This is a genomic window from Streptomyces sp. NPDC089915, assembly GCF_040684675.1.
GTDB lineage: Bacteria > Actinomycetota > Actinomycetes > Streptomycetales > Streptomycetaceae > Streptomyces.
Window position 1 is genome coordinate 1 of record NZ_JBFBGN010000037.1, and the last position, 23463, is coordinate 23463.

Genomic DNA, 23463 nt, shown 5'->3' on the forward strand with positions numbered 1-23463 from the left:
GCCGGCTCGGGGCCAACGCCTCCCTGTTCGCCCGCCTCGCGCGCGCGGCCGGCGTGGACACCGGCGACAGCCACGGCACGCCCGTCGTCCCGTGCATCGTCGGGGACTCGGTACGGACCCTGCGGCTGGCGGAGGCCCTGTTCCGGCGGGGCGTCAGCGCCAACCCGATCCTCCATCCGGCCGTCCCGGAGGAGCTGGCCCGGCTGCGGTTCTTCGTCACCCGCGACCACACGCCCGACCAGATCCGCCGGACGGTGACCACGCTCGCGGCCGAACTGCGCCGGCTGGACGCGCCCGGCCCGGGCGCCGCCGAAGCCATGGCCGACGGCGTCGCCGACGACCTCGCCGAAGGCCCCGCCGGCCCGGCCGCGGCCGCGGCCTGACCGGGAGCGCGCCATGGACCCCCTCTTCCGGCCGATCGCACCGGGCCGCGTCCACCACTGGGGCGGCGCCGGGCTCATCGTGGCCCGCCGCCCCGACCTCACCCACCTGCCGCTGTCCCTCTCCGCCGCCGAACAGCGGGTGGCGCGCGCCCTGCCGGCCCGGCGGCGCTCCGAGTGGATGGCCGGGCGGCTGCTCGCCAAGCGGCTGGCCGGTGAGCTCGTCGGGGCGCCGGCGCGCGAGGTGGAGGTCCTCCCCCGCGAGGACGGCAGCCCGCACCTGGTCGTCGGGGGCCGCCCGCTGCCCTCCGTACACCTCTCCATCAGCCACACCCCCGGCCACGCGGCGGCCGCCCTCGCGCCGGGACCGGTGGGCGTGGACCTGTGCGAGACGGCGTCGGCCGCCGCCGTACGGCGGGTCGCGGAGCACGCCTTCTCGCCCGGGGAGCTGTCCCTCATCGGCCCGGACGGCCCCGAGGCCCTGGCCGGGGCCTGGGCTCTCAAGGAGGCTGCGGTCAAGGCCGACCGCGACGCGGTGTTCGGCCCGGCCCCGCGCCGGATCCCGCTCCTGGGGCTGCGGCCGCCGGCGCTCGGGGGGCCGCGCCGGGCGATGGCCTGGCGGGCCGGGGACGCGGTCGTGGCCCTCGTCCTCGCCCGCCCGTGACCCGGGCGACGGCACTGCGTTGGTGCTCCCCGCCCCGCCGGATCATCCTTGTCAGTGGAGCACCCTGGCACGACGAGCGAGGGCGAGATGAGCGGCGATGGCGCAACTTCCCACCTTTCCCGGTGAGCGGCCGCAGGAGACGAGCGCCCCGGGCGGGGCGGCGTACACCGCCACGGCCACGATCGGCGACGACGGCGTCGTGACCGAGTGGGGTCCGGGCGCCGCCCGGCTGCTGGGCTACGCGCCCTCCGAGGTGGTGGGGCGGCCCGCCGCCCCGCTGCTCGCCGAGGACGGCGGGCCGGCGCCCGGGGTGGAGCCGGGGAGCGACCGGTGGAGCGGCACGGTGGCGCTGCGGCACCGGGACGGCCGGCGCGTCGAGGTGCCGCTGCTGGCACACCGGTGGACGTCGACGGGCGGGACCGTCAAGTGGAGCGTGGTGTCCGCCGTGGCGGGCCCGGCGGAAGCGCCGTGGGACGCCCCGCTGAACGAGTGGGCGTTCGCCCAGTCCCCCTGCTTCCTCGCGGTCTTCGACGCGGACCTGCGGCTGCTGCGGGCGAACACCGGCATGCAGCGGACGCTGTCCCTCACGGAGGAGCAGATGCGGGGGCTGCGGCTGCCGGAGATCGCCCCGGATCCGGTGAGCGAGGAGACGGAACGCCGGATGCGCCTGGTCGTGGAGACCGGCGAGCCGCAGCACCTGACCGCCTTCGTGCCCCGGGTGGGCGAGGGCCCCGAGCAGGGCTGGGAGACCTCGCTGGCCGCGTTGCGCGACCGGGACGGCCGGGTGCGGGCCGTGTGCCTGGCCGCGCACGACCGCGGCGGGGCCGAGGGCCTCCCGCACCCCGAGCACCTGCGGCTGGCCGAGGAGTTCACGGCCGGAGCGGCCGGAGCGGCGGGAGCAGCGGGAGCTGCGGGCGCGCCGGGAGCGGCCGGGGGCGCCGGCGAGGGGCACGGCCCCGCCCGGGAGCACCGGGAGCACACGACCACCATGACGCTCCAGCGCAGCCTGCTCCCGCACACGCTGCCGCAGCAGGGGGCCCTGGAGATCGCCTCCCGCTACCTGCCGGCCGGCGGCGAGGCCGGGGTGGGCGGTGACTGGTTCGACGTGATCCCGCTGTCGGGGGCGCGGGTGGCGCTGGTCGTGGGCGACGTGGTCGGCCACGGCATCCGGGCGTCCGCGACGATGGGCCGGCTGCGCACCGCCGTGCGCACCCTGGCCGACGTGGACCTGCCGCCCGACGAGCTGCTCACCCACCTCGACGACCTGATCATCCACCTGTCCGCCGACGAGGCCGATCCGGACGCGCCGGAGGAGTCCGCCGGGGGGATCGGGACGACCTGCCTGTACGTGGTCTACGACCCGGTCACCCGCCGCTGCACGGTGGCGCGGGCCGGGCACCCGCCGCCCGCCGTGGTCTCCCCGGAGGGCTCGGTGTACCTGCTCGACGTGCCGGCCGGGCCGCCGCTGGGTCTGGGGGGCCTGCCGTTCGAGACGGTCGAGGTGGAGCTGCCCGAGGGCAGCCTGCTGGCCCTGTACACCGACGGTCTGCTGCAGGCCCGGGAGCACGACCTGGACGAGGCGCTGGACAGCCTGTTCGTGGCCCTCACCCGGCCCGCGTCGAACCTGGACACGGTCTGCGACCGGGTGCTGACGGCCCTGCTGACCCACCGTCCCGAGGACGACGTGGCGCTGCTGGTCGCCCGGACCCGGGCGCTGCACGCCGACAAGGTGGTGGTCTGGGACCTGCCGTCCGATCCCTCGGTCGTCGCCGACGCCCGCCGGTACACCACCGACCAGCTGACCAGCTGGGACCTGGACGAGGCCTCGTTCGTCGCCGAGCTGGTGGTGAGCGAGCTGGTCACCAACGCCATCCGGTACGGCGAGCCGCCCATCCAGCTGCGGCTGATCCACGAGAACAACACGCTGATCTGCGAGGTCTCCGACGCGAGCAGTACCGCCCCGCACATGCGGCGCGCGCGGACCTTCGACGAGGGAGGGCGGGGCCTGCTGCTGGTGGCCCAGCTGGCCCAGCGGTGGGGGACCCGGCACGCGCCCACGGGCAAGACCATCTGGGCCGAGCAGTCCCTCGTGGGCTTCTGAGGACGGCGCCGCGGGGCCCCGGGTTGCGTGTTCCGGTCCCCTGTGACGCGCCTGTGACAGTCGACGGACAACTCCATGAAGTGCCGCCCGCAAGCTCTTTATCAGGGACATACAGCGACATTCCGATATATGTCCCTCTGCTTCCAAGGGTGTGAGCAGCAGCGATGACCGAGCCGACACGGCGGAGGAAATCCCATGAGCCTCACCCTCGTCATGGAGCACGTCGAAGCCCCCTCGACCGCCACCTCTCTGGCCCCGCGTGAGCAGGAGGCGCTGAGCCACATCGCCGCCGGGTGCACCTACCTCCAGGCCGCCCGCAACATGGGTCTCTCGAAGCACACGGTCGACGCCTACCTGCGCCGCATCCGCGCCAAGTTCGGTGTCAACACCACGGCGGAGCTGACCCGCCTCGCCATCTCGATGGGGCTCTGACGGGACGCACCGGCTCCCGCTCCCCCACTCCCCCGGCCCTACGGCCCGGACGGCACCGCGCCGTCCGGGCCGTACCGCTGTGCGCGGAAGACGGGCAGGGCCCAGGCCGGGGGCTCCTGCGGGGGTTCGGGGATCACCGAGACCTCGGTGGGAGGGTGGTCGCCCGCGGGCCTCGGCTCCACCCGCCGGCCGGCCGTCCCGGTGGCGGCGCGCAGGGCGGCGATGAACTCCAGGCAGGTGTCGTAGCGGTCCTCGGGGACCTTCGCCAGGCCCTTGGCCAGTACCTCGTCGGCGGCGGGGGTGATGTCGGGCCGCTTCTCGCTCAGGGGCGGCGGCTGTTCGTACTGGTGCGACCACAGCAGTGCGGCCGGATCGGCGTCGCGCCCGAAGGGCGGCCCGCCGGCGAGGGACTCGTAGACCACGCAGGCCAGGCTGTAGAGGTCGCACCGGCCGTCGACCGGGCGGCCGGAGATCTGCTCGGGGGCCATGTAGTCGACCGTGCCGACGAACTCCCCGGCGGTGGTGAAGCCGGCGGGCGACAGGGCCTTCTTGGTGAGCCCGAAGTCCGTGAGGTAGATGTGCTCGGGGTGGTCGCTGTCGGTGCCGGCGGCGACCAGGACGTTGCCGGGCTTGACGTCCCGGTGGACGAGGTCGTGGCCGTGGGCCGCGTCGAGCGCGGAGGCCACCTGGCCGGCGATGCGCAGGGCGGCGGTGACGGGCAGCGGGCCCTCCCGGTCGAGCAGCACCCGCAGGTCCTGGCCCGCGACGTAGCGCATGGCGATGTAGAGGACCCCTTCGGTCTCCCCGGCTTCGAAGACGGGCACGATGTGGGGGTGGTCGATGGACGCGGCGACCCGGGACTCGTGGGTGAAGCGGCGCCGGAAGGTCTCGTCGCGGGCGCGTTCGGGGGCGATCAGCTTGAGCGCCACCGTGCGGTCCAGGCGCAGGTCCCTGGCCTGGTAGACGACGGCCATTCCGCCGCGGCCGATCATGCGCTCGACCAGGTAGCCCGCGATCTGCCGGCCGATGAGCCCGGAGGCCCGGCCCGCGTACAGGTGCAGATTGGATGCCGTGCCCATCAGGCGCCGCCCTCACCCGGCCGCCGCGGACGCGCTGGGGCGCGGCGGGCCGCTATTGGCTCATCGAAATTCTATCCAGTGGTCCATACGGCCGCCCCTCGCCGGCGGGCGGCGGCCCGTGCACCCGGGAACGTCCTCCGGGGCGGGGCTCCGGAGGACGTCGCGGGGTGTACGGGGGTCTGGCGGCCGGGTCAGTCGGACCCGCCGTTGCCGCCGCGGCCGCCGAAGCCGCCGCTCTCGCAGCCGATGCCGACGCAGATGCCGCCGTCGCCGCCGCGGCCCCCGTCGCCGCCGTCGCCGCCGGCCGGGGCGTTGCCGCCGTTGCCCCCGTTGCCGCCGTTGGCGCTGCCGCCGCAGACGCCGGCGCAGACGCCGCCCTTGCCGCCGTTGGTGCCGTTGCCGCCGCCGGTCGTACCGTCGGTGCCGTTGCCGCCGTTGGCGCTGCCGTTGCAGAGGCCGGCGCAGACGCCGCCGTTGCTGCCGTTCGTGCCGTTGACCGTTCCGTTGCACCGGCCGGCGCAGACGTTGTCGCCGACGCGGACGCTGCCGTTGCCGATCTTCACCCCGCCGCTGCCGGAACCGGAGCCGCCGAAGATCTTGCCGATCGGGCCGCCGCCGGAGCCGGAGCCGTGGTGGGCGAGGACCTGGGCCGGCTGCAGGGCCGGGGCGGCGGCCGGGGCCGCGGAGGCGATCGGGGCGAGGGCGCCGGCGCCGAGGAGGGTGGTGGAGACGACGAGACCGAGACGAAGCTTCCAAGAACGTATACGCATGGCATTTCTTCCTTGCTGGGAAATCGTTTCCGCTACGGCTGAGAAGTTCTTCCATTCGGATGCGCGGGGCGCCCCGGCCGTTTCGGGCCGGGGCGCCCGGGAGCCTTTCGGTTTCGGCTCGCCGGTTCGCGGGATCAGCTGCCGGTGCCGCTCATCAGCGCGAACCAGTCTCCGTTGACGTACTGCTTCTTCCAGGTGTCGATCTGCTCGGTGGTGATCTTGTACTTGTCGGCGATCTTGTTCGTCATGTCCTTGGAGTCGTCGGCGGCCATCACCGTGAGCACGATGCGCACCTTGTCCACCACCGTCAGCTCCGACTTGGGCTTGTCCGGCAGGTCGGCGAAGCCGAGGCAGGCCGTCCCGCCGGGCTTTCCGGGCTCGCCCGGCTGACCGGGCTGACCACCCTTGCCGCCCTCGCCGCCCTTGCCGCCCTCGCCACCCGCGCCGCCGAGTCCGCCGAGTCCGCAGTCCGCCGACCGGAGGGCCGTGACCTGGGCGCTGGTGGGGGTGTGGGACACCGCTGCCTGCGCGGCGCAGGCGGTACCGGTGACGAGGGCCAGGGAGGCCGCGGCCAGGATGAGCGGACGCTGGAAGGGGATCGTGAACATGGGGGTTGCTCCGTTCAGAGAACGTTCTTTGCAGAGGGGTCGAGGGGGTCGATCGGGTGGTGCCGGGGGTGGGGTGGAGGCCCGAGGGCCTCCACCCCGTCACGCGGGGGCCGGTCAGAAGAGGCTGCCGCCACCGGCGCCGCCGCCGCCGCCGAGGCCGCCGAAGATGCCGAGGCCTCCGGTGCCGCCCTTGCCGCCGTCGCCGCCCTGGAGGATGCCGAACCCGCCGCCGCCGCCCTTGCCGCCGTTGCCGCCCTTGATCAGGCCGTCACCGCCGCCACCGCCGCCGCCGCCGTTCCCGCCGAAGAGGCCCGAGCCGCCCTTGCCGCCGCCACCGCCGTTGCCGCCGATGACGCCGTCGCCGCCACCACCGCCACCGCCGCCGCCACCACCGGAGAGGATGCCGTTGCCGCCGTTGCCGCCCTTGCCGCCGTCACCACCGGTGCCGAGGACGCTGCCGCCGCCGGAGCCGCCGGAGCCACCGCCGCCGCCGACGATGCCGCCGCCACCGTCGCCGCCGTCCCCGCCCTTGCCGCCGCCGTTGGGGAGGGCGGTGACCACGTGGGCCGGAGCGGGGGCCGCCATGGCCGCCGAGGCCGGGAGGACGACACCTCCGGTGACGATGGCCGCCGCGGCCGCCAGGGTCGCGAGGCGCAGGGTCCGGCGCTGGGGGCGGACGGTGGCGGTGGTGTCAAACTTGCGGTTCATGACTTTCTCCTGACTGTGCATTCCGTTTATTGAGGTGCCCCGGGTTTCGGGACGGTGCGGTGAGGGAGTGAGGGGATTCGATCGGGAATTCCTCCGGGGAGGGTTTCCCTCTCTTTCCTGTTTCCTCGTTTCCTTTCCGTGCCTCAAGTAAGCCCCAGCGGGCACAGGGGGGTCACGTTCCGGGAAGTCGGGACTTGACAGCTCCGCGGACGGCGGGTTAAAAGCCGGATCTCAGTCGAACCGGTCGACGAGGACCACCGCCACGTCGTCGGCCAGCCGGCCGCCCGCATGGCGCAGCAGCGCCGCGCGCAGGCCTTCCAGGAAGGACTGCCGGGTGCGGTCGTGCAGGGCCTCCATGGCCCCGGCGAGGTCGAAGAAGGCGTCGTCGCCGTCGCGGGCCTCGAGGATCCCGTCGGTGTGCAGGAGCAGCCGGTCCCCCGGGGCGAAGGGGTAGCTGTCCGTCCGGCCGGGGGGACCGCTGATGAACTCCTCCAGGCCGAGCGGGGGCAGCGGGACCGTGGGCGCCAGGGGGCGGGCCTCGCCGTCGCGCAGCACCAGCGGGGCCGGGTGGCCCCGGTTGACGATCTGGACGTGGAGGGCGTCGGGGATCTGGGCGACCAGCGCGGTCACGAACCCCTCGATGAGGGCGTCCTCGCCGCCGGCCAGTCCGGCGCTCGCGGTGGCCGCGTCCCGGCGCAGGGCCGCTCCGCAGTGGTCGACGACCTCCACCAGGTCGTCCTCGTAGTGCACGGACTCCCGGAAGGCGCCCAGGACGACGGCGGCGGCGCGCACGGCGGGCAGCCCCTTGCCCCGGACGTCCCCGACGATCAGCCGGACCCCGTAGCGGGTCTGGACCGCGTCGTAGAGGTCGCCGCCGATCTGCGCGCCCGTCTCGGCCGCCAGGTACATGCTGGCGGCCCGTACGGGGCCCAGCCGGGCCGGTACGGGCCGCAGCAGGACCTCCTGGGCGGCCTCGGCGATCCGGCGGACCTGGCCGAGCTCCTGGTCCCGGCGGATGCGGACGGCGCGGCTGGTCATGGCGCTCGCGGCGGCGACCAGGCAGAGGGCGAGGAGGTTCGTGTAGACCTGCTGTCCGCCCCAGGCGCGGTTGTGGGTGGCGGTGACGACGCTGACGGCGAGGGCCAGCCCGGCGGCCGCGAGCGTGCCCCGCGGGCCCATGGTGACGGCCGCCAGGGCGGGGGTGGCGACGAGCATCGGGCCGGTGTACACGACGTGGGCGGGGGTGAGCTCGATGACGAGCACCACGAGGGCGATCGCGAAGGGGAGGGCCTCCGCGAGGGCGAAGAGGACCTGGTGGTGGCCGCCGGCTCCCGGTCCCGGGGGCGAGCGCAAGGGCGCTCTCATGAGTACAGCCTGCCTCGCCCGGGCGTACGGCCGCCACTTCGTCCGGCGCGTCGGCCCCGGCCGCCGCCCGGCGGGCGGCCGGACCGGGTAGGGATGCGGGAAAGGCCCCCGGCCGGCCCCCGCGACCCCGGAGCACGCCCCGATGAGCACCACACGATGAGCACCGCATGAGCACCGCATGAGCACCGGGCCCGCCCCGGTCCCCCGGGTCTCCCGCCGGGAGTTCGACGCCCTCTTCGCCGCCGTCCGCACCTGGGGCCGCTGGGAGCCGGCCGACCGGGGCGCCTGGAACCGGGTCACCCCGGAGCACGTGCTCCGGGCGGCGGCCCTGGTCCGCGACGGTACGGCCGTGCCCCTCGGCCGCCCCTGGGACACCCGGCCCGGCCCCGACAACCCCCGGCCGGCCCTGCACCACATGACCGACCTGGGCGACGTCGAGCCCCCGGAACCCTCCGCCCACAAGGACTTCCTGGGCGCCGACTACCACGGCAAGTCCGTCAGCCACCTCGACGCCCTGTGCCACATCGCCTACCGGGGGGAGCTCTACGGGGGCCGGCCCGCCCACGACCACGTCGGCGCGGGCGGCGCCCGGTTCGGCTCGGTGGCCGCCCTGGGCCCGCTCGTCACCAAGGGGATCCTCCTGGACCTCCCGGCCGTCCTCGGGACGGACTGGCTGGAGCCCGGGCACCCGGTCCGGGCCGGCGACGTGCTGGACGCCGAGCGGGCCCTCGGCGTCCGGATCGACGAGGGCTGCGCGGTGCTGCTGCGCACGGGCCGCTTCCGGCGCCGCCGGGAGCTGGGCCCCTGGGACCTCGACGCGGCGAGCGCGGGCTTCCACGTCGACGCGCTGCCGCTGCTCGCCGAGCGGGGCGCCGCCCTGCTCGGCTCGGACGGGGACGGGGACCTGCGCCCCTCGCCGGTCGAGGGCCTGCACTCCCCCGTCCACACCCTCGCCGTCACCGCCATGGGGGTGCCCCTGCTGGACAACCTGGACCTGGAGGGGCTGTCCGCGGCGTGCGCGGCAGCCAAACGCCACGCGTTCCTGCTCGTCGTGGCCCCCCTGAACGTCCCGGGCGGGACGGGGTCGCCGGTCAATCCCGTCGCCGTCCTGTGAAGCGGGAAAACACCCGGAATATACTCAAAACGGCACTGATTCAACTTTCACCGGGCGTTTCACCGGGCGTGGGGAAGTGATGCAGATGGGGGTCACGGGAGACCAGACCGGCCCCGCACGCTCCCGTGAGCGGTTCCTGGGGGGCGAGCCCGTGGAGACCGGGGTGCGCGGACCCATCCTGGACTCGTGGCTGCGCTGCCGGCTCCTGGGGCTCTCCCCCGACCGGTCCGAACTCCCCTTCCGGGAGGACTTCGACCCGGACAGCCGGCTCCTGCGGGCCGCCGGACCGGTCCTCGACGAGCTGCGCGACCGCTTCTCCGGCAGCCGGATGAACATCGCCGTCGCCGACGCGGACGGCATGGTGCTGCGACGCCGCTTCGGCGAGCCCTCCCTGGCCCGGAGCCTGCCCCCCATCCAGACCGTGCCCGGGTTCGTCTTCGCCGAGCGGTACGGCGGGACCAACGGCATCGGCCTCGCGCTGGCCGAGCGGCGTCCCGTACAGGTCTACCGCGCCGAGCACTTCGCCGAGCGCGCCCAGTCGAACGCCTGCTGCGCCGCCCCCATCCGCGACCAGCTCAGCGGGCAGATCGTCGGCGTGCTCTGCTTCGGCTACCCGTACGCCCTGGAGCACCCGGACCTGGCCGCCCTGCTCGGCCGGGCGGTCGGGACGATCGAGCGGCGGCTGATGGCGCAGAGCTCGGAACGCGAACGCGGACTGCTCCACACCTACCTCGAGGCCGAACTCGGCGCCCTGCCGGCCGCCGGGGACGGCCTGCCCGGCCCGAACGGACTCACCGGGCCGGCCGCGGCGGGCCTGGACCCGCTGGACCGGGCCGTCCTCAAGGAGCGGGCGACGGAGCTGATCTCCTCGGCCCGCCGGGGCGCCTTCGGCGTGACCCTCCCGCACGGCGGCGGAGCCACCCTGCTCAGCCGCCCCGTCACCAGCGGCGCCGGGGTGCGGGGCATGGTCGTGGAGGCCGTCGTCGGCGGCGACGGCCCGCCGGCCGGCCCGCTGTCCCCCGCGGCCCGGCCCACGGGCGCCGTCCGCGGCCTGGTCCTGGTCGGCGAGCCGGAGGTGGGCAAGTACGCCGTGGAGGCCCGGCGGCGCCTGGAGCTGCTGGCCGAGGCCAGCACCCTCATCGGCACCACCCTGGACGTGGAGCGCACCGCCCGGGAGCTCGCCGAGGCGGCGGTCCCGCGCCTGGCCGACTACGTCACCGTCGACCTGCCGGAGGCCGTGCTGCGCGGCGAGGAGTCCGCCGACCCCGGGGCCGAGCTGCACCGCGCGGTGGTGCACGGCATCCGCGACGACTGCCCCTTCTACCCCGCCGGACAGCACGTGGAGCTGCTGGCCGGCACCCCCCAGATGCGCTGCCTCAGCGGCGGGCAGGCCGTCCTGGAGCCCGAGCTCGGCGCGGCGGCGGGCTTCATCGCCCAGAACCCCGAACGGGCCCGCCGGCTCCTGGAGCACGGCCTGCACTCCCTCGTCGTCGTCCCGCTGCTGGCGCGCGGGGTGCTGCTGGGCATCGCGAGCTTCTACCGCTCCCAGGACCCCGCCCCCTTCGGGGACGACGACAGCCGGCTGGCCCAGGAGCTGGCCGCCCGCGCCGCCCTGTGCATCGACAACGCCCGCCGCTACACCCGCGAGCACAACCTCGCCCTGGCCCTCCAGCGCAGCCTGCTGCCGCGCGGCCTGCCCGAGCAGGGCGCGGTCGAGGTCGCCCACCGCTACCTGCCCGCCGAGTCCGGGGTCGGCGGCGACTGGTTCGACGTCATCCCCCTCTCCGGCACCCGCGTCGCCCTCCTCGTCGGCGACGTCGTCGGCCACGGACTGCACGCCGCCGCCACGATGGGGCGGCTGCGGACCGCCGCGCGCAACTTCGCCGAGCTGGAACTCGCCCCCGACGAGCTCCTCACCCACCTCGACAACCTCCTGGTCCGCCTCGACCGCGAGGAGGGCGGCGACGAGGACCCCGCCAGCACCGGCATCGCCGGCGCCACCTGCCTGTACGCGGTCTACGACCCCACCACCCGGCTGTGCACGATGGCCCGGGCCGGCCACCTCCCGCCCGCGCTGGTCCACCCCGACGGCCGCGTGACCTTCCCCGACCTGCCCGCGGGCCCCCCGCTGGGCCTGGGCGGACTGCCCTTCGAGACCGCCGAGATCGAGCTGCCCGAGGACAGCACGCTGGTCCTCTACACCGACGGGCTCGTCGAGGACCGCCACCGCGACATCGACGTCTCCCTCGACCGGCTCCGGGCCGTCCTGGCCCGTCCGGAGCGCGGCCCCGAGGACACCTGCCGGGCCGTCATGGACGCCATGGCCCCCGAGCACCCCGAGGACGACATCGCCCTCCTGGTCGCCCGCGCCCACACCCTGCCCGCCGACCGGATCGCCGCGTGGGACCTGCCGGCCGACCCCTCGAAGGTCTGCGACATCCGCGCCGCCGCCACCCGGCGGCTGGCCGACTGGGGGCTGGAGGAGCTCGCGTTCGCCGCCGAACTGCTGCTCAGCGAACTGGTCACCAACGCCATCCGCTACGGGGGCGAGCCCATCCAGGTCCGCCTCATCCGCGACCGCACCCTGATCTGCGAGGTCTCCGACGGCGGCAGCACCGCCCCGCACCTGCGGCGGGCGGCCAGCACGGACGAGGGCGGCCGCGGCCTGTTCCTCGTCGCCCAGCTGTCCCAGTCCTGGGGCACCCGCTACACCCCCCGGGGCAAGGTCATCTGGGCCGAATGCGCCCTGGACGCGGCCTGACGTCCCGTCATAGCCCGGAATGGGAGCCCCCGGCCAGTAGCATCCCCGTGTCCCGCCCTCCCGTGCGGGGGATCCGAGGCCGGCCCCGGAGACGTCCGTGCATGACGCCCATGACGAGTACGCCGCCCCACCGCGCCCCGGCGCGGAGCCGCTCGTGCGGATCCGGGGCCTGTCCAAGCGGTTCGGCGGCACCGTCGCCCTCGACGGGGTGGACCTCGACCTGCGCGGCGGCGCGATCCTCGCCCTGCTGGGCCCCAACGGCGCCGGGAAGTCCACGCTCATCAAGGTCCTCGCCGGGGTCCACCGGGCCGACGCGGGCGAGGTGACGGTGGCCGGGCACCCGCTCGGCTCCGAGGGGGCCCGCGCCGCGATGTCGTTCATCCACCAGGACCCCGGCCTGGTCGACTGGATGACCGTCGCCGAGAACATCGCCCTGGGCACCGGCTACCCGCGCCGCCACGGCCTGATCTCCTGGCGGCGGACCCGCGAGCGGTGCACGGAGGCCCTGGCGCTCGTGGCCGGACACCTGGACCCGGACACCCGCGTCGCGGACCTCGCCCCCGCCGAACGCTCCCTGACGGCCATCGCCCGGGCCCTCGCGCGCGGCACCCGGCTCCTCGTCCTGGACGAGCCCACCGCCACGCTCCCCGCCGCCGACTGCGCCCGGCTCTTCGACGTCCTGCACGCCCTGCGCGACCGGGGCCGGGGCGTCCTGTACGTCAGCCACCGGCTCGACGAGGTGTACCGGGTCGCCGACTCCTTCGCCGTCCTGCGCGACGGCCGCCTGGCCTCCCGGGGGCCCCTCGCCGGGTACGACCCCGGCCGGCTGGTCCGGGACATCACCGGCGGCGCCCCGGCCGGACGCACGGGCCCGGCCCCCGCCGGACCGCCCCCCGGGCGCCCGCCCGTCCTGCGCCTGGAGGCCGTGACCACGGCGGGCGGCGGGCCCGTCGGGCTGGAGGTGGCGGCCGGGGAGATCGTGGGCATGGTCGGGCTGACCGGCGCCGGCCACGCGCACCTGGGCCGCGCCCTCGCCGGGGTGCTGCCGCTGACGGGCGGGCGGGTACTGCTCGACGGACGGCCATACCGCCCGCGCGGCGCCGCCGGCGCCGTGGCCCGCGGCGTGGGCTTCGTGGCCGCCGACCGCCAGGAGGAGGGCTCCGTCCCGGAGCTGACGGTCCGGGAGAACCTGCTGGCCAATCCGCGCGCGGCCGGGGTGCCGGCCTGGCGCCCGCTCCGGCCCCGGCGCGAGCGGCGCGCGGCGGCCGCCCTGCTGGAGCGGTTCGCGGTGCGCCCCGACGACCCCGAGGTGCCGCTGGCCTCCCTGTCGGGCGGCAACCAGCAGAAGGTGGTCCTGGCCCGGGCGCTGCGCGCGCGGCCCCGGCTGCTGGTCCTGGAGGAGCCGACCGCGAGCGTGGACGTCGGCGCCAAGGCGGCGGTCCACCGGATGCTCGACGGGGCGGCCGCCGAGGGGACGGCGGTGCTGCTGGTGTCCACCGACTTCGAGGAGGTGGCCGACCTCTGCGGGCGGGCGCTGGTCTTCGTGCGCGGGGCGGTGGCGGCCGAGCTGTCCGGGCCCCGGCTGACCCCGGCCGAACTCACCCGCACCGCCTCGGCCATGCCCCCGGTCACCGGCAGCACGGGGGCTCCGTGACCCGCTGGTCCCCGCGCGGGCACCTCGTCGGCGGCTACGGGCTGCCGGCCCTGGCCGTGCTGCTCTTCCTGGCGTTCTCCCTCGCCCTGCCGGACACCTTCCCCACCCGGGCCAACGTGTCCTCGATCCTGTCCAACCAGTCGATCCCCGCCCTGCTCGCGCTCGGGGCCACGGTCCCCATCGCCACCGGGAGGTTCGACCTGTCCCTCGGCTACGGGCTGGGCCTGGCCCACGTCCTGGTGATGTACCTCGTCGTGGAGGCGGGCACGCCCTGGCCGCTCGCCTGCCTCGCCGTGATCGCGGGCGGGGCGCTGGCCGGCGTCCTCAACGGGATCGTCGTCGAGTTCGCCCGCATCGACTCCTTCATCGCCACCCTCGGCACCGGCAGCATCATGTACGCCGCCACCGGACTGCTCACCGGCGGCGGCCGGATCGTCCCCGGCCCGGAGGGGCTCCCGTCCGCGTTCACCTCCCTGTACGACGCCGAGTTCCTCGGCCTGCCGCTGCCCGCCTTCTACGTGCTGGCGGCCGCCGCGGTCCTGTGGGTGGTGCTGGAACGGCTGCCCTTCGGCCGCTACCTGTACGTCACCGGCTCCAGCCCCCGCGCCGCCGCCGTCCTCGGCATCCCCAGCCGCCGCTACTCGGTGTACGCCTTCGCCGCCTCGGGCCTGGTCACGGGGGTCTCCGGGGTGCTGCTCGCCGCACAGCAGCAGGTGGGGAACCCGAGCGTCGGCCTGGACTACCTGCTGCCCGCCTTCGTCGGCGCGCTGCTGGGCTCCACCACCGTCCGCCCCGGCCGCGCCAACGCCGCGGGCACCCTGGTGGCCGTGACCGTGCTGGCCGTCGGGCTCGCCGGGATCGGCCAGCTCGGCGCCGACTTCTGGGCCACCCCGCTGTTCAACGGCGGCACGCTGCTGCTGGCCGTCGGCCTGGCCGGCTACGCGGCGCGGCGGCGGCTGCGCGCCCGGGCCCCGGCGGACGGGCCGCCCTCCCCCACCGCGGACGCCCCCTCCCGGCCACCCGCACGTCCCTGATCAGGAGCACCGTGGACCCGAACCGCAAGCGCCTCGCCGCGGCAGCGGCCCTGTGGGCGGCCGTCTGCGCCCTCGTCGCGGGCTGCGGGGGCGGCCCCGCGCAGGGCCCCGCCCCGAGCCCCGGGGCCCGCTGCCCGGCCGAACTCGCCCGGGCGCAGGCGGCCGTGGCCCGGGCCGAACGCACCGACGCCCGCTGGAACGGCCCCGTCACCGGCCCCGCGGCGGTCCCGGGCAAGACCCTGGTCTACGTCGCCCAGACCATGACCAACCCCGGGGTCGCCGGGGTGGCCGAAGGGGTCCGCGAGGCGGCGGCGGCGATCGGCTGGCAGGTCCGGGTGATCGACGGGGAGGGCACCCCGGCCGGGCTCCAGGCCGCGGTCAGCCAGGCGGTCACCCTGGCCCCCTCGGGCATCGTCATCGGCGGCTTCGACCCGCGGCTGACGGCGCGCCAGACGGAGGACGCACGGGCCGCCGGGATCACGCTGATCGGCTGGCACGCGGTCGGATCGCCCGGACCGGGCGCGGACCCCGCCCTGTTCACCAACATCACCACGAACGTGGAGGAGGTCGCGGGGATCAGCGCGGACTGGGTCATCGCCCGCTCCGGCGGCTCCGCCGGGGCGGTCGTCTTCACCGACGACTCCATCCCGTTCGCCCGGACCAAGGCGGAGCTGATCCGGCGGCGGCTGGCCGGCTGCGCGGGGGTGGCCCTGCTCGCCTCGGAGAACATCCCCATCCCGGACGCCGGCCAGCGCACCCCGCAGGAGGTCTCCTCGCTGCTCTCCCGCTTCGGGGAGCGGTGGACCGACTCCGTCGCCGTCAACGACCTCTACTTCGCCGACGCGGCCCCCGCCCTGCGCGCCGCCGGGCGCCCCGGCGGGGGCCCGCCCTTCAACATCGGCGCGGGCGACGGGGACCCGTCCGCCTTCCAGCGGATCAACAGCCGGGGATACCAGGCGGCCACCGTCCCCGAACCGCTGTCCCAGCAGGGCTGGCAGGCCGTCGACGAGTTCAACCGCGCCTTCGCCGGCCGGCCGGCCAGCGGCTACGTCGCCCCGGTCCACGTGGTGACGGCGCGCAACGCCGGCGGGGCCGCCTCCTGGGACCCCGAGGGCTACCGGGAGGCGTACCGCAGGATCTGGCACGGGGGATGACGCCGCCCGGCGACGGAGGGGCGGTGCGGGGTTGGATGTCCGGTTATGGGTAGTCTTCCCGGGTCGGTGTGCGGAGTCGGAGTCTCGTCAGGGCGGGGTGGGATTGTCATGGGTCGTCAGACGGGCGTGCGCGCCGGGGCGGTGGCCGCGGTGCTGCTGCTCGCGGTCGCCGGGTGCGGCGGGCCGAAGAGCGCGGGTGACGGGAAGACGGCGGCGAAGCCGGCCGCGAGCAGCTCGCGGCCGGCGCCGGCCGCCTCGCCCGCGTCCCCGGGCGGTGACGCGAAGCCGGCCGCCGGGGACGTGCTGCCGGGCATGGTCAGCGCGGCCGTGGCCCGGACGCAGCTGGCGGCGCTGACGACCGGGAAGCCCGGCACGATGGCCGGCTACAGCCGCGACAAGTTCACGCACTGGGCCGAGCAGGGCGACAAGTGCGACACCCGCGAGACGGTCCTGCAGCGCGACGGCCGGGGCGTCACCCGGGACGCCGAGTGCCGGGCCGTGTCGGGCAGCTGGAAGAGCCTGTACGACGGCGCCGTGGTCAACGAGGCCTCGAAGCTGGACATCGACCACATGGTCCCGCTCGCCGAGGCCTGGCGCTCCGGCGCCGCCGCGTGGGACGCCGCGCGGCGCAAGGCCTTCGCCAACGACCTGACCCGGCCGCAGCTCCTGGCCGTGTCGGCCGCCTCCAACCGGTCCAAGGGCGACCAGAGCCCCGACCTGTGGCAGCCGTCGGACAAGTCGAGCTGGTGCCAGTACGGGCGCGCCTGGACCACCGTCAAGTCCCACTACGGGCTGACCGTCACCGAAGCCGAGAGGGCCATGCTCACCACCATGATCGACACCTGCGCCGCATGACCGCCCCCCGCCAGTACCAGTGGCAGGACCAGGTCCTCGCCGGCCCCGGCGGGGCCATGACCGACGAGGTCGGGGTCATCACCGGCGACCTGACGCTGCGCACCACCGGCGGGCCGGACGGGAAGGTCCGCTTCGAGGTGCAGTACACCGACGCGGACGAGTGGTACACCCTGACCGGCAGTCCGGTCGCGCACGGGGACCCGCGCGGGCTGCACGCCGCGGCCCTGCGGGCGATCCGCGCCGGGGGCGGCGCCGAGGCTCCCGCCGCACCCGCCTGAGCAGGCGCTGCGGGCGGATCGTTGGGCCGCTCGGGTGACGGGCGATAACCCCTGGCGCCGGGCGCAGTTGATCCAGTCGTCCCGCCGGGGACAGCTCATGCGACAGAAGGATCTCCACGATGCTCAAGAAGTTCATGGCCACCGCCGCGGTCACCGCCTCCATCCTGGGCACGGGCGCCCTCGCGGCCTCCCCGGCGATGGCGATCGGCAACGACAACGGCGTCAACACCGTCAACGGCAACGGCGCGCAGCAGATCTACGGCAACCAGGAGACCGCGGGGTCGATGAGCCCGCAGCTCGGCGCGATCCAGGGCTCGCTGAACAAGCTCTGCGTCGGCCTGCCGGCCAAGGCCAACGTCCAGTCCGTCCTGGCCCTCGTCAACGTCGGCGTCCAGGACATCCCGATCGCGTCCAACCCGCAGAACCAGCAGTGCACCGAGAACTCCACCCAGGCCAAGGGTGACGAGACCCTCTCGCACATCGCCTCCAACATCCCGGTCCTGTCCGGGAACCTGTCGGCCGGCAGCTGATCCAGCGGTCCCGGAGCGGCGTGGCGGCACGGTCGCCACGCCGCTCCGGCGTTTCCCCGCACGGAACGCCAAGTTTGGTCTAGACCTTGACAGGTCCAGACCAGTTCGGTTCAGTGGCGGTACCCCGTCGCCCCCCCACCTCCGCGACGACTCCCCCCACTGAAGGAGCAGTTACGTGATACGTGCGCTTCGCCGCCGGGCCCTCTCCCTCGCCACGGCCGCCGCCGCGACCCTCGGGCTCGCCGTCGCCCTGCCCGCCTCCCCCGCCGCCGCGGCCCCCGCCTGCGCCGGGTCCTGGAGCTCCTCGGCCGTCTACACCAACGGCATGAGCGCCTCGTACGGCGGCCACAACTGGCAGGCCAAGTGGTGGACCCAGGGCGAGACCCCGGGCACCACCGGCCAGTGGGGCGTCTGGTCGGACCAGGGCGCCTGCGGCGGCGGGGGCGGCCAGGACCCCGACCCCGGCACCGGCGACCCGTCCGGATTCGTGGTCAGCGAGGCCCAGTTCAACCGGATGTTCCCGAACCGGAACCCCTTCTACACCTACAACGGCCTGGTGGCGGCGCTCTCCGCGTACCCCGGCTTCGCCCACACCGGTGACGACACCGTCAAGCGGCGCGAGGCGGCGGCCTTCCTCGCGAACGTCTCGCACGAGACGGGCGGGCTGGTCTACATCGTCGAGCAGAACACCGCCAACTACCCGCACTACTGCGACGCCTCCCAGCCCTACGGCTGTCCGGCCGGCCAGGCCGCGTACTACGGCCGGGGCCCCATCCAGCTGTCCTGGAACTTCAACTACAAGGCGGCCGGCGACGCCCTGGGCATCAACCTGCTCGCCAACCCCTACCTGGTGGAGCAGGACCCGGCCGTCGCCATGAAGACGGCGCTCTGGTACTGGAACACCCAGAACGGCCCCGGCACGATGACGGCGCACGCGGCCATGGTCAACGGGGCGGGCTTCGGCGAGACGATCCGCTCCATCAACGGGGCCCTGGAGTGCAACGGCGGCAACCCGGCGCAGGTGCAGAGCCGGGTGAACGCCTACCAGGCCTTCACCCAGATCCTCGGGGTCACCCCGGGCGACCGGCTGAGCTGCTGACCGGCCCGGCCGGCTCAGTGGGCCCGTAGCGCGGTGGCCAGCTGGGCCCGCGAACGGACGTCCAGCTTCTGGTAGATCCGGGTGAGCCGGGCCTCGACGGTCTTGACGCTGAGGAACAGCTTCGCCGCCGCCTCCTGGTTGCTGGCGCCCCCGCCGACCAGCAGGGCGAGGCGGGCCTCGGCGTCGGTCAGGGCCGCCACCCCCGGGTGCGGGGCTCCGGCGCCCGGGGCGTCCTCGCGGGCGAGCCCCAGCCAGGGCTTCGCCCCGGCCCGTTCGAACACCTCGGCGGCCTCCCGCAGGGCGGCCCGGGCCGGGGCCCGGCGGCGGCGCCGGCGCTCCACCCGGGCCAGCGCCAGCAGCGTCCGGCCCCGCTCCAGGGGCAGCCCGAGGGCGCCGAAGCGCCGGACGGTGTCCTGGAGCAGGGCGACGGCCGGTTCCGCTTCGCCGCCCGCCGACAGCGCGAGCCCCCGGGCCCGGTCCAGCGCGGCGAGCACCGGGGTGCGCCCCAGGGAGCGGGCGACGGGGGTGACGGAGTCGAGGAGGGCGACGGCCGCCGCGGGGTCGTCGGCGGCGACGAGGGCCTCGGCGAGCTCCCCGTGCCAGCGCAGGATGGACGGGTCGACCACCTGCTGGGCCGCCTCCAGCCCGGCCACCCGGGTCAGCGTGGCCACCGCCTTCGCGGCCTCCCCGGTGGCCAGTTCGACGGTTCCGAGGGCGTACAGCCCCCGGGACAGGAAGACCTGGTCGTGCTCCTCCTCGGAGGCCCTGATGCCGCGGCGGGCGTAGGCGGCGGCCCGGGCGAAGCTGCCGGCGGCGGCCTCGGCGGTCGCGGCGACGTACCAGGCGGGGCCCGGGGAGAGGCCCGCCTCGATGGTCAGCTCCAGGGCGCGGCGGGCGTGCGCGGCGCCCGGGACGCAGCGGCCGCGCCGCAGTTCGACCTCGGTGAGGCTGCGCAGCACCTCGAAGACGTCCTCGGCGGAGCCGGTGCGCTGGACGGCGGGCAGCAGGGCGAGGAGCCGGCCGCGGGCGTCGGCGAGGCGGTCGTCGAAGAGGGCGTGGCGGACGGCGAGGTACTGGGGCGCGTTGCGCATGCCGAGGGGGACCTCGGGGGCGGGCAGGGCGAGGGCCCGGGCCAGGATGTCCTCGGCGTCGGGGTCGGCGAGGATGCGGCCCATGCGGGCCCGCACGGTCAGGGCCATGGCCTCGGCCACCTGGTCTCCCCCGGCCTTGGCGAGGGCTCCGGCTTCGGCGGCGGCGTCGCGGGAGCGTACGGGGTCGCCGTCGCTGAGGTTGTGCTTCCAGGCGATCCGCAGCTGTACGGCGGCCAGCAGGGAGGGGTCGTCGGCGGCGTCGGCCTCGGCGCAGGCGAAGGCGAAGGTCTCGTCGAGCGCGGCCAGGGCCTGTCCGGCGGCGTCGATCACGGCGAGCCGGGCCCGTACCCGCTGGGCCGGCGAGGCGTCGCGGGCGAGGACGGCGCGGGTGGCGCGGCGGGCGAGGTCGGCGCGGCCGGCCCAGCCGGCGTCCTCGGCGGCGCCGACGAGCCGGGCGAGTTCCTCGCCGGGCAGGGCGGCGGGGGTGCGTTCGGCGGCGAGCAGTCCGAGTTCGGCGGCCAGGGCGCGCTGGCCGCGGCGGCGGCAGGCGTCGGCGGCCCGGGTGATCGCGTCGGCGAGCGCGGCGTCGGGGGCGTCGACGGCCAGCGCGCGGTGGCGTACGGCTTGGACGGGGTCGTCGACGGCGGCGGCGAGCGCGGCGTGGCCGGCGGAGCGCTCGGGCCAGCCGGCGTCGGCGGCCAGGGCGGTGGGCAGGGCTCCGGCGGTGAAGGCGACGGCGCCGTCCTCGCCGACGGTGACCAGCGCGGCCCGTTCGGCCTCGGCGAGTTCGGCCTCGGCGTCGGGCCGGCCGGCCCGGCGCAGCAGGGCGGTGGTGGGCCGGGTGGCGAGGGCCGCGAGGAGGAGGGTGGGGCGGGTCCGGGCCGGGGCTTCGGCGAGGAGGCGGCGGGCCACCTCGCGGGCCTGGCCGGAGACGGGGAGGGGGTCGGCGTGGTGGGCGCGGCCACCCTGGACGCCGGCGGCCTCGGCGAGGGAGTGGCCGAGGGCGAGGGCGAGGCGGGGGTTGCCGCCGCTGGCCTGGTGGATGCGGCCGGCGAGGCGGGCGGGGAGGCCGTGGCGGAGCAGGAGTTCGGCGACCTCGTCGGCGCCGAGGGCGGGGACGCGGACGGCGGGGGTGCCGGGGCCGCAGAGCGCTTCGGCGGCGGGGGCGCCGTCCTGGGCGCGTTCGGCGACGAGGACCCGTACGCGGGGCGGGGTCAGGCGCAGGGCGAAGCGGAGCAGGTCGGTGCTCTCGGGGTCGAGCCACTGGGCGTTGTCGAGGAGGAGCAGGAGGGGGCCGGGGGCGGCCAGGGTGCGCAGGACCTCGACGAGGGCCAGGCGCAGGGCGACGTGGTCGCGTCCGGCGCGGGGGGCGTCGGTCTCGCGGCGCAGCAGGGCGACGGCGGCGCGCTGGGGTCCGGCGAGGCGGTCGAGGGCGCAGCGGGGGACGGTGGCGAGGAGGGCGGCTGCGGAGGCCTCGGGTATGTGCCGGTCGGCGGCTTCGGGGGCGAGCCGCAGGACGGTCTCGCGGCGGGCCTCGGCGGCGGCCGCGACGGCGCGGGCGACCTCGCTCTTGCCCGCTCCGGCGGGGCCGGTGAGGATGGCGCGGGCGTGCGTGGCCAGCGCACGGCCGACGGCCTCGATGAGTACGCCGTGTCCGACGTTGGTGTCAGCGTTCGCCGTCGCCGCCACGCACAGCCACCCGCCTTTCGCTCCCCGCTCCGCGCTTCCTGTGAGACGCGACAATACGAGGTCAGCCCCCCGGCGGACCCGGATTGTGACGCAGAATTCAGTCGGGTGACAGGAATGTCCCGCGGACCTGCCGGTACGGGAGGTATCGGCAGGTCCGCGGGCCGGGTTGGTCCGTACTATCGCCCCGTCAGGCCGGAGGTGGGGGACTCCGGCGGGGGCCCGGACCGGGGAGTGGACCGAGGTGGTCCGGCGGGGATCAGAAGCCGAGGCTCCAGGAGTCGATCTTGCCGGTGTCGCCGCCCGCGTTGTCGTTCACGCGCAGCTTCCAGGTGCCGTTCGCGACCTCCGAGGAGGCGTCGACGGTGTAGGTCTGGTTGATGTTGTCCGTGCCGCCGCCGGCCCGGTTGTGCAGGGTGTAGACGGTGCCGTCGGGGGCGACCAGGTCGACCTTGAGGTCGCCGATGTAGGTGTGGGCGATGTTCACGCCGACCTTGAGGGCGGCCGGGGCGTTGCCGGTGACGCCGGTGACGGTGATGGGGCTCTCCACCGTGCTGTTGTCGGCGATGGCGAAGTCCGCGGTGTTCTCGAAGAACGGCGTGGCCGGGGTGGAGGTCACGGCGTTGACGGTCGCGGCCGCGTCGGCGAGGCCGGCGCCGCAGCCGCCGGTGCAGGTGCCGGCCAGCGGGCGGGCGTTGGCCTTGATGGCGGCCTCGACCTGGGCCGGGGTCAGCGAGGGCTTGGCGGCCACGAGGAGCGCGGCGAGGCCCGCGATGTGCGGGGCGGCCATGCTGGTGCCCTGGTACGGCTTGTAGATCTCCGCGCCGGGGGTGGTGGTGCCGTTGTTCAGCGTGGAGAGGATGCCGTTCTCGGGCGTGGTGACGGTGCCGGGCGTGTCGGTGGCGCGGCGGGTCTCGCCGCCGGGGGCGGAGACGTCCACCTTGGCGCCGAAGTTGGAGTAGAAGGAGCGGTCGCCGGTGCGGTTGGTGGCGGCGACGGTGATGACGTTGTTGCAGCTGGCCGGGGTGAAGCCGCTGGCGTCGGCGTTGCTGTTGCCGGCGGCCACGACGACGGTGGTGCCGCGGGCGACGGCCGCGTTGATGGCGTTCTGGTAGCTGGCGCTGCAGGTGCCGGAGCCGCCGAGGCTCATGTTGATGACCTTGGCGGGGGTGGCGTTCGCCGGGACGCCCGCGACGCTGCCGCCGGAGGCCCAGGTGATGGCGTCGACGATGTCCGAGGTGGCGCCGCCGCACTTGCCGAGGACGCGGACGGGCTGGATCTTCGCGTTGTACGCGATGCCCGCGACGCCCTTGCCGTTGTTGGTGGCGGCGGCGATGGTGCCGGCCACGTGGGTGCCGTGCCAGGAGGAGTCGCTGGCCTTGGAGCCGGTGCCGCACTCGCCGGCGGCGCTCCAGTCGCCCTGGTCGGCCGGGTTGTTGTCGCGGCCGTTGCCGTCGCGGGCGGCGGTGGAGTCGGAGATGAAGTCGTAGCCGGCGACGATGTTGGGGGCCACGTCGGAGTGGGCCACGTAGCCGGTGTCGATCACGGCGACGGTGACGCCGGAGCCGGTGGTCTTGTCCCAGGCGGCGGGCACGTTCATGCCGGCGGTGGGCTCGAAGAGGTCCCACTGCTTGGCGTACTCGGTGTCGTCCGGGGTGGCCATCGCGTAGGCGCGGGAGTCCGGCTCGACGTAGGCGACGTCCGGGTCGGCGCGGAACTGCTCCATCACCTTGGCTGCGTCGGCCGGGGCGGTCGCACCGCCCAGGTTGACGAGCGCGGCGCCGGTGCCCAGGCGGCGGTCGAACTTGGCCTTCTTGCCGGCCTTCGCGCCCTTGGCGGTGGCGTCGGCGGCGGCGGCGGTGTTGGAGCCGGCCTCCGGGGCGGAGGACTTGTAGCCCACGATCAGGTTCTCGACCGGGGCGGCCGCCGGGGCGGCGGGGGCCGCCGCGTTCGGGAGGGTGTGGGCGGCCGGGTCGCTCGCGGGGGTCACGGCCACCGCGGCGGTGGCGGAGCCTGCGAGGAGGGTGACGGACATGGCCACGACGGATATGAGCCGTCGTCGGGGTGCGTGCACGGTGTTCCCCTTTACGGGCCGTTTCC

Annotated in this window: 20 protein-coding genes; 13 read left to right on the forward strand and 7 right to left on the reverse strand. The window is 75.7% G+C overall.

Annotation, left to right across the window (positions count from 1 at the left end; all coding sequences use genetic code 11):
- The 4 genes from AB0O29_RS14220 to AB0O29_RS14235 all read left to right on the forward strand — a co-directional run.
- Nucleotides 1-383: hypothetical protein (locus AB0O29_RS14220; RefSeq protein WP_365151205.1), on the forward strand; the 383-nt coding region annotated here is incomplete at its 5' end.
- A 13-nt stretch (nucleotides 384-396) separates the two neighbouring features.
- Nucleotides 397-1044 (forward strand): 4'-phosphopantetheinyl transferase superfamily protein, encoded by a 648-nt coding sequence (locus tag AB0O29_RS14225; protein WP_365151208.1) that lies wholly within the window; start codon nucleotides 397-399, stop codon nucleotides 1042-1044.
- 97 nt (nucleotides 1045-1141) lie between these two features.
- Nucleotides 1142-3145, forward strand: a complete 2004-nt coding sequence (locus tag AB0O29_RS14230; protein WP_365151211.1) for a SpoIIE family protein phosphatase — start codon at nucleotides 1142-1144, stop codon at nucleotides 3143-3145.
- Nucleotides 3146-3340: 195 nt separating this feature from the next.
- A complete protein-coding gene (locus AB0O29_RS14235; protein ID WP_365151214.1) occupies nucleotides 3341-3577 on the forward strand; it encodes a helix-turn-helix transcriptional regulator in 237 nt (78 codons plus the stop codon).
- A gap of 38 nt (nucleotides 3578-3615) precedes the next feature.
- Here the strand turns inward: AB0O29_RS14235 and AB0O29_RS14240 are convergent, their stop codons facing one another.
- The 5 genes from AB0O29_RS14240 to AB0O29_RS14260 form a co-directional block, all read right to left on the reverse strand.
- The gene (locus AB0O29_RS14240) at nucleotides 3616-4656 is read right to left on the reverse strand and encodes a serine/threonine-protein kinase (protein ID WP_365151217.1); all 1041 of its coding nucleotides are present in this window, start codon (nucleotides 4654-4656) and stop codon (nucleotides 3616-3618) included.
- A 191-nt stretch (nucleotides 4657-4847) separates the two neighbouring features.
- Nucleotides 4848-5426, reverse strand: a complete 579-nt coding sequence (locus AB0O29_RS14245; protein ID WP_365151220.1) for a hypothetical protein — start codon at nucleotides 5424-5426, stop codon at nucleotides 4848-4850.
- Between the two features lie 134 nt (nucleotides 5427-5560).
- Nucleotides 5561-6034 carry a hypothetical protein gene (locus tag AB0O29_RS14250; RefSeq protein WP_365151223.1) on the reverse strand — a complete coding sequence of 158 codons (474 nt, stop codon included), beginning with the start codon at nucleotides 6032-6034 and terminating at the stop codon, nucleotides 5561-5563.
- 114 nt (nucleotides 6035-6148) lie between these two features.
- Nucleotides 6149-6742: a hypothetical protein gene (locus AB0O29_RS14255; protein WP_365151226.1), complete on the reverse strand. Its 594-nt coding sequence runs from the start codon at nucleotides 6740-6742 to the stop codon at nucleotides 6149-6151.
- 231 nt (nucleotides 6743-6973) lie between these two features.
- The gene (locus AB0O29_RS14260) at nucleotides 6974-8107 is read right to left on the reverse strand and encodes a PP2C family protein-serine/threonine phosphatase (RefSeq protein ID WP_365151228.1); all 1134 of its coding nucleotides are present in this window, start codon (nucleotides 8105-8107) and stop codon (nucleotides 6974-6976) included.
- 178 nt (nucleotides 8108-8285) lie between these two features.
- On the opposite strand from AB0O29_RS14260, the gene AB0O29_RS14265 reads away from it, so the two are divergent.
- From AB0O29_RS14265 to AB0O29_RS14305, 9 genes are all read left to right on the forward strand, one after another.
- Nucleotides 8286-9221, forward strand: coding sequence for a cyclase family protein (locus tag AB0O29_RS14265; RefSeq protein WP_365151231.1), 936 nt, complete (start codon nucleotides 8286-8288; stop codon nucleotides 9219-9221).
- Between the two features lie 85 nt (nucleotides 9222-9306).
- On the forward strand, nucleotides 9307-11982 hold the full coding sequence (locus AB0O29_RS14270; protein WP_365151234.1) for a SpoIIE family protein phosphatase: 2676 nt from the start codon (nucleotides 9307-9309) through the stop codon (nucleotides 11980-11982).
- Between the two features lie 97 nt (nucleotides 11983-12079).
- Nucleotides 12080-13636 carry a sugar ABC transporter ATP-binding protein gene (locus AB0O29_RS14275; protein WP_365151237.1) on the forward strand — a complete coding sequence of 519 codons (1557 nt, stop codon included), beginning with the start codon at nucleotides 12080-12082 and terminating at the stop codon, nucleotides 13634-13636.
- Nucleotides 13633-14670 carry an ABC transporter permease gene (locus AB0O29_RS14280; protein WP_365151239.1) on the forward strand — a complete coding sequence of 346 codons (1038 nt, stop codon included), beginning with the start codon at nucleotides 13633-13635 and terminating at the stop codon, nucleotides 14668-14670. Before AB0O29_RS14275 ends, AB0O29_RS14280 begins: the two co-directional genes overlap by 4 nt.
- Nucleotides 14671-14681: 11 nt before the next feature.
- The gene (locus AB0O29_RS14285; protein ID WP_365151242.1) at nucleotides 14682-15824 is read left to right on the forward strand and encodes a substrate-binding domain-containing protein; all 1143 of its coding nucleotides are present in this window, start codon (nucleotides 14682-14684) and stop codon (nucleotides 15822-15824) included.
- A 108-nt stretch (nucleotides 15825-15932) separates the two neighbouring features.
- Complete coding sequence (locus AB0O29_RS14290) at nucleotides 15933-16679, forward strand: HNH endonuclease family protein (RefSeq protein ID WP_365151245.1); 747 nt, start codon at nucleotides 15933-15935, stop codon at nucleotides 16677-16679.
- Nucleotides 16676-16957, forward strand: coding sequence for a hypothetical protein (locus AB0O29_RS14295; protein ID WP_365151248.1), 282 nt, complete (start codon nucleotides 16676-16678; stop codon nucleotides 16955-16957). The genes AB0O29_RS14290 and AB0O29_RS14295 overlap by 4 nt, the downstream gene beginning before the upstream one ends.
- A gap of 119 nt (nucleotides 16958-17076) precedes the next feature.
- A complete protein-coding gene (locus AB0O29_RS14300; protein ID WP_365151251.1) occupies nucleotides 17077-17487 on the forward strand; it encodes a rodlin in 411 nt (136 codons plus the stop codon).
- Nucleotides 17488-17662: 175 nt separating this feature from the next.
- A complete protein-coding gene (locus AB0O29_RS14305; RefSeq protein ID WP_365151254.1) occupies nucleotides 17663-18586 on the forward strand; it encodes a glycoside hydrolase family 19 protein in 924 nt (307 codons plus the stop codon).
- A gap of 14 nt (nucleotides 18587-18600) precedes the next feature.
- Here AB0O29_RS14305 and AB0O29_RS14310 read toward each other — a convergent pair whose 3' ends face one another.
- Both AB0O29_RS14310 and AB0O29_RS14315 read right to left on the reverse strand, forming a co-directional pair.
- On the reverse strand, nucleotides 18601-21366 hold the full coding sequence (locus AB0O29_RS14310; RefSeq protein WP_365151257.1) for a helix-turn-helix transcriptional regulator: 2766 nt from the start codon (nucleotides 21364-21366) through the stop codon (nucleotides 18601-18603).
- Nucleotides 21367-21622: 256 nt separating this feature from the next.
- A complete protein-coding gene (locus AB0O29_RS14315; protein WP_365151335.1) occupies nucleotides 21623-23398 on the reverse strand; it encodes a S8 family serine peptidase in 1776 nt (591 codons plus the stop codon).
- Between the last annotated feature and the right edge of the window lie 65 nt (nucleotides 23399-23463).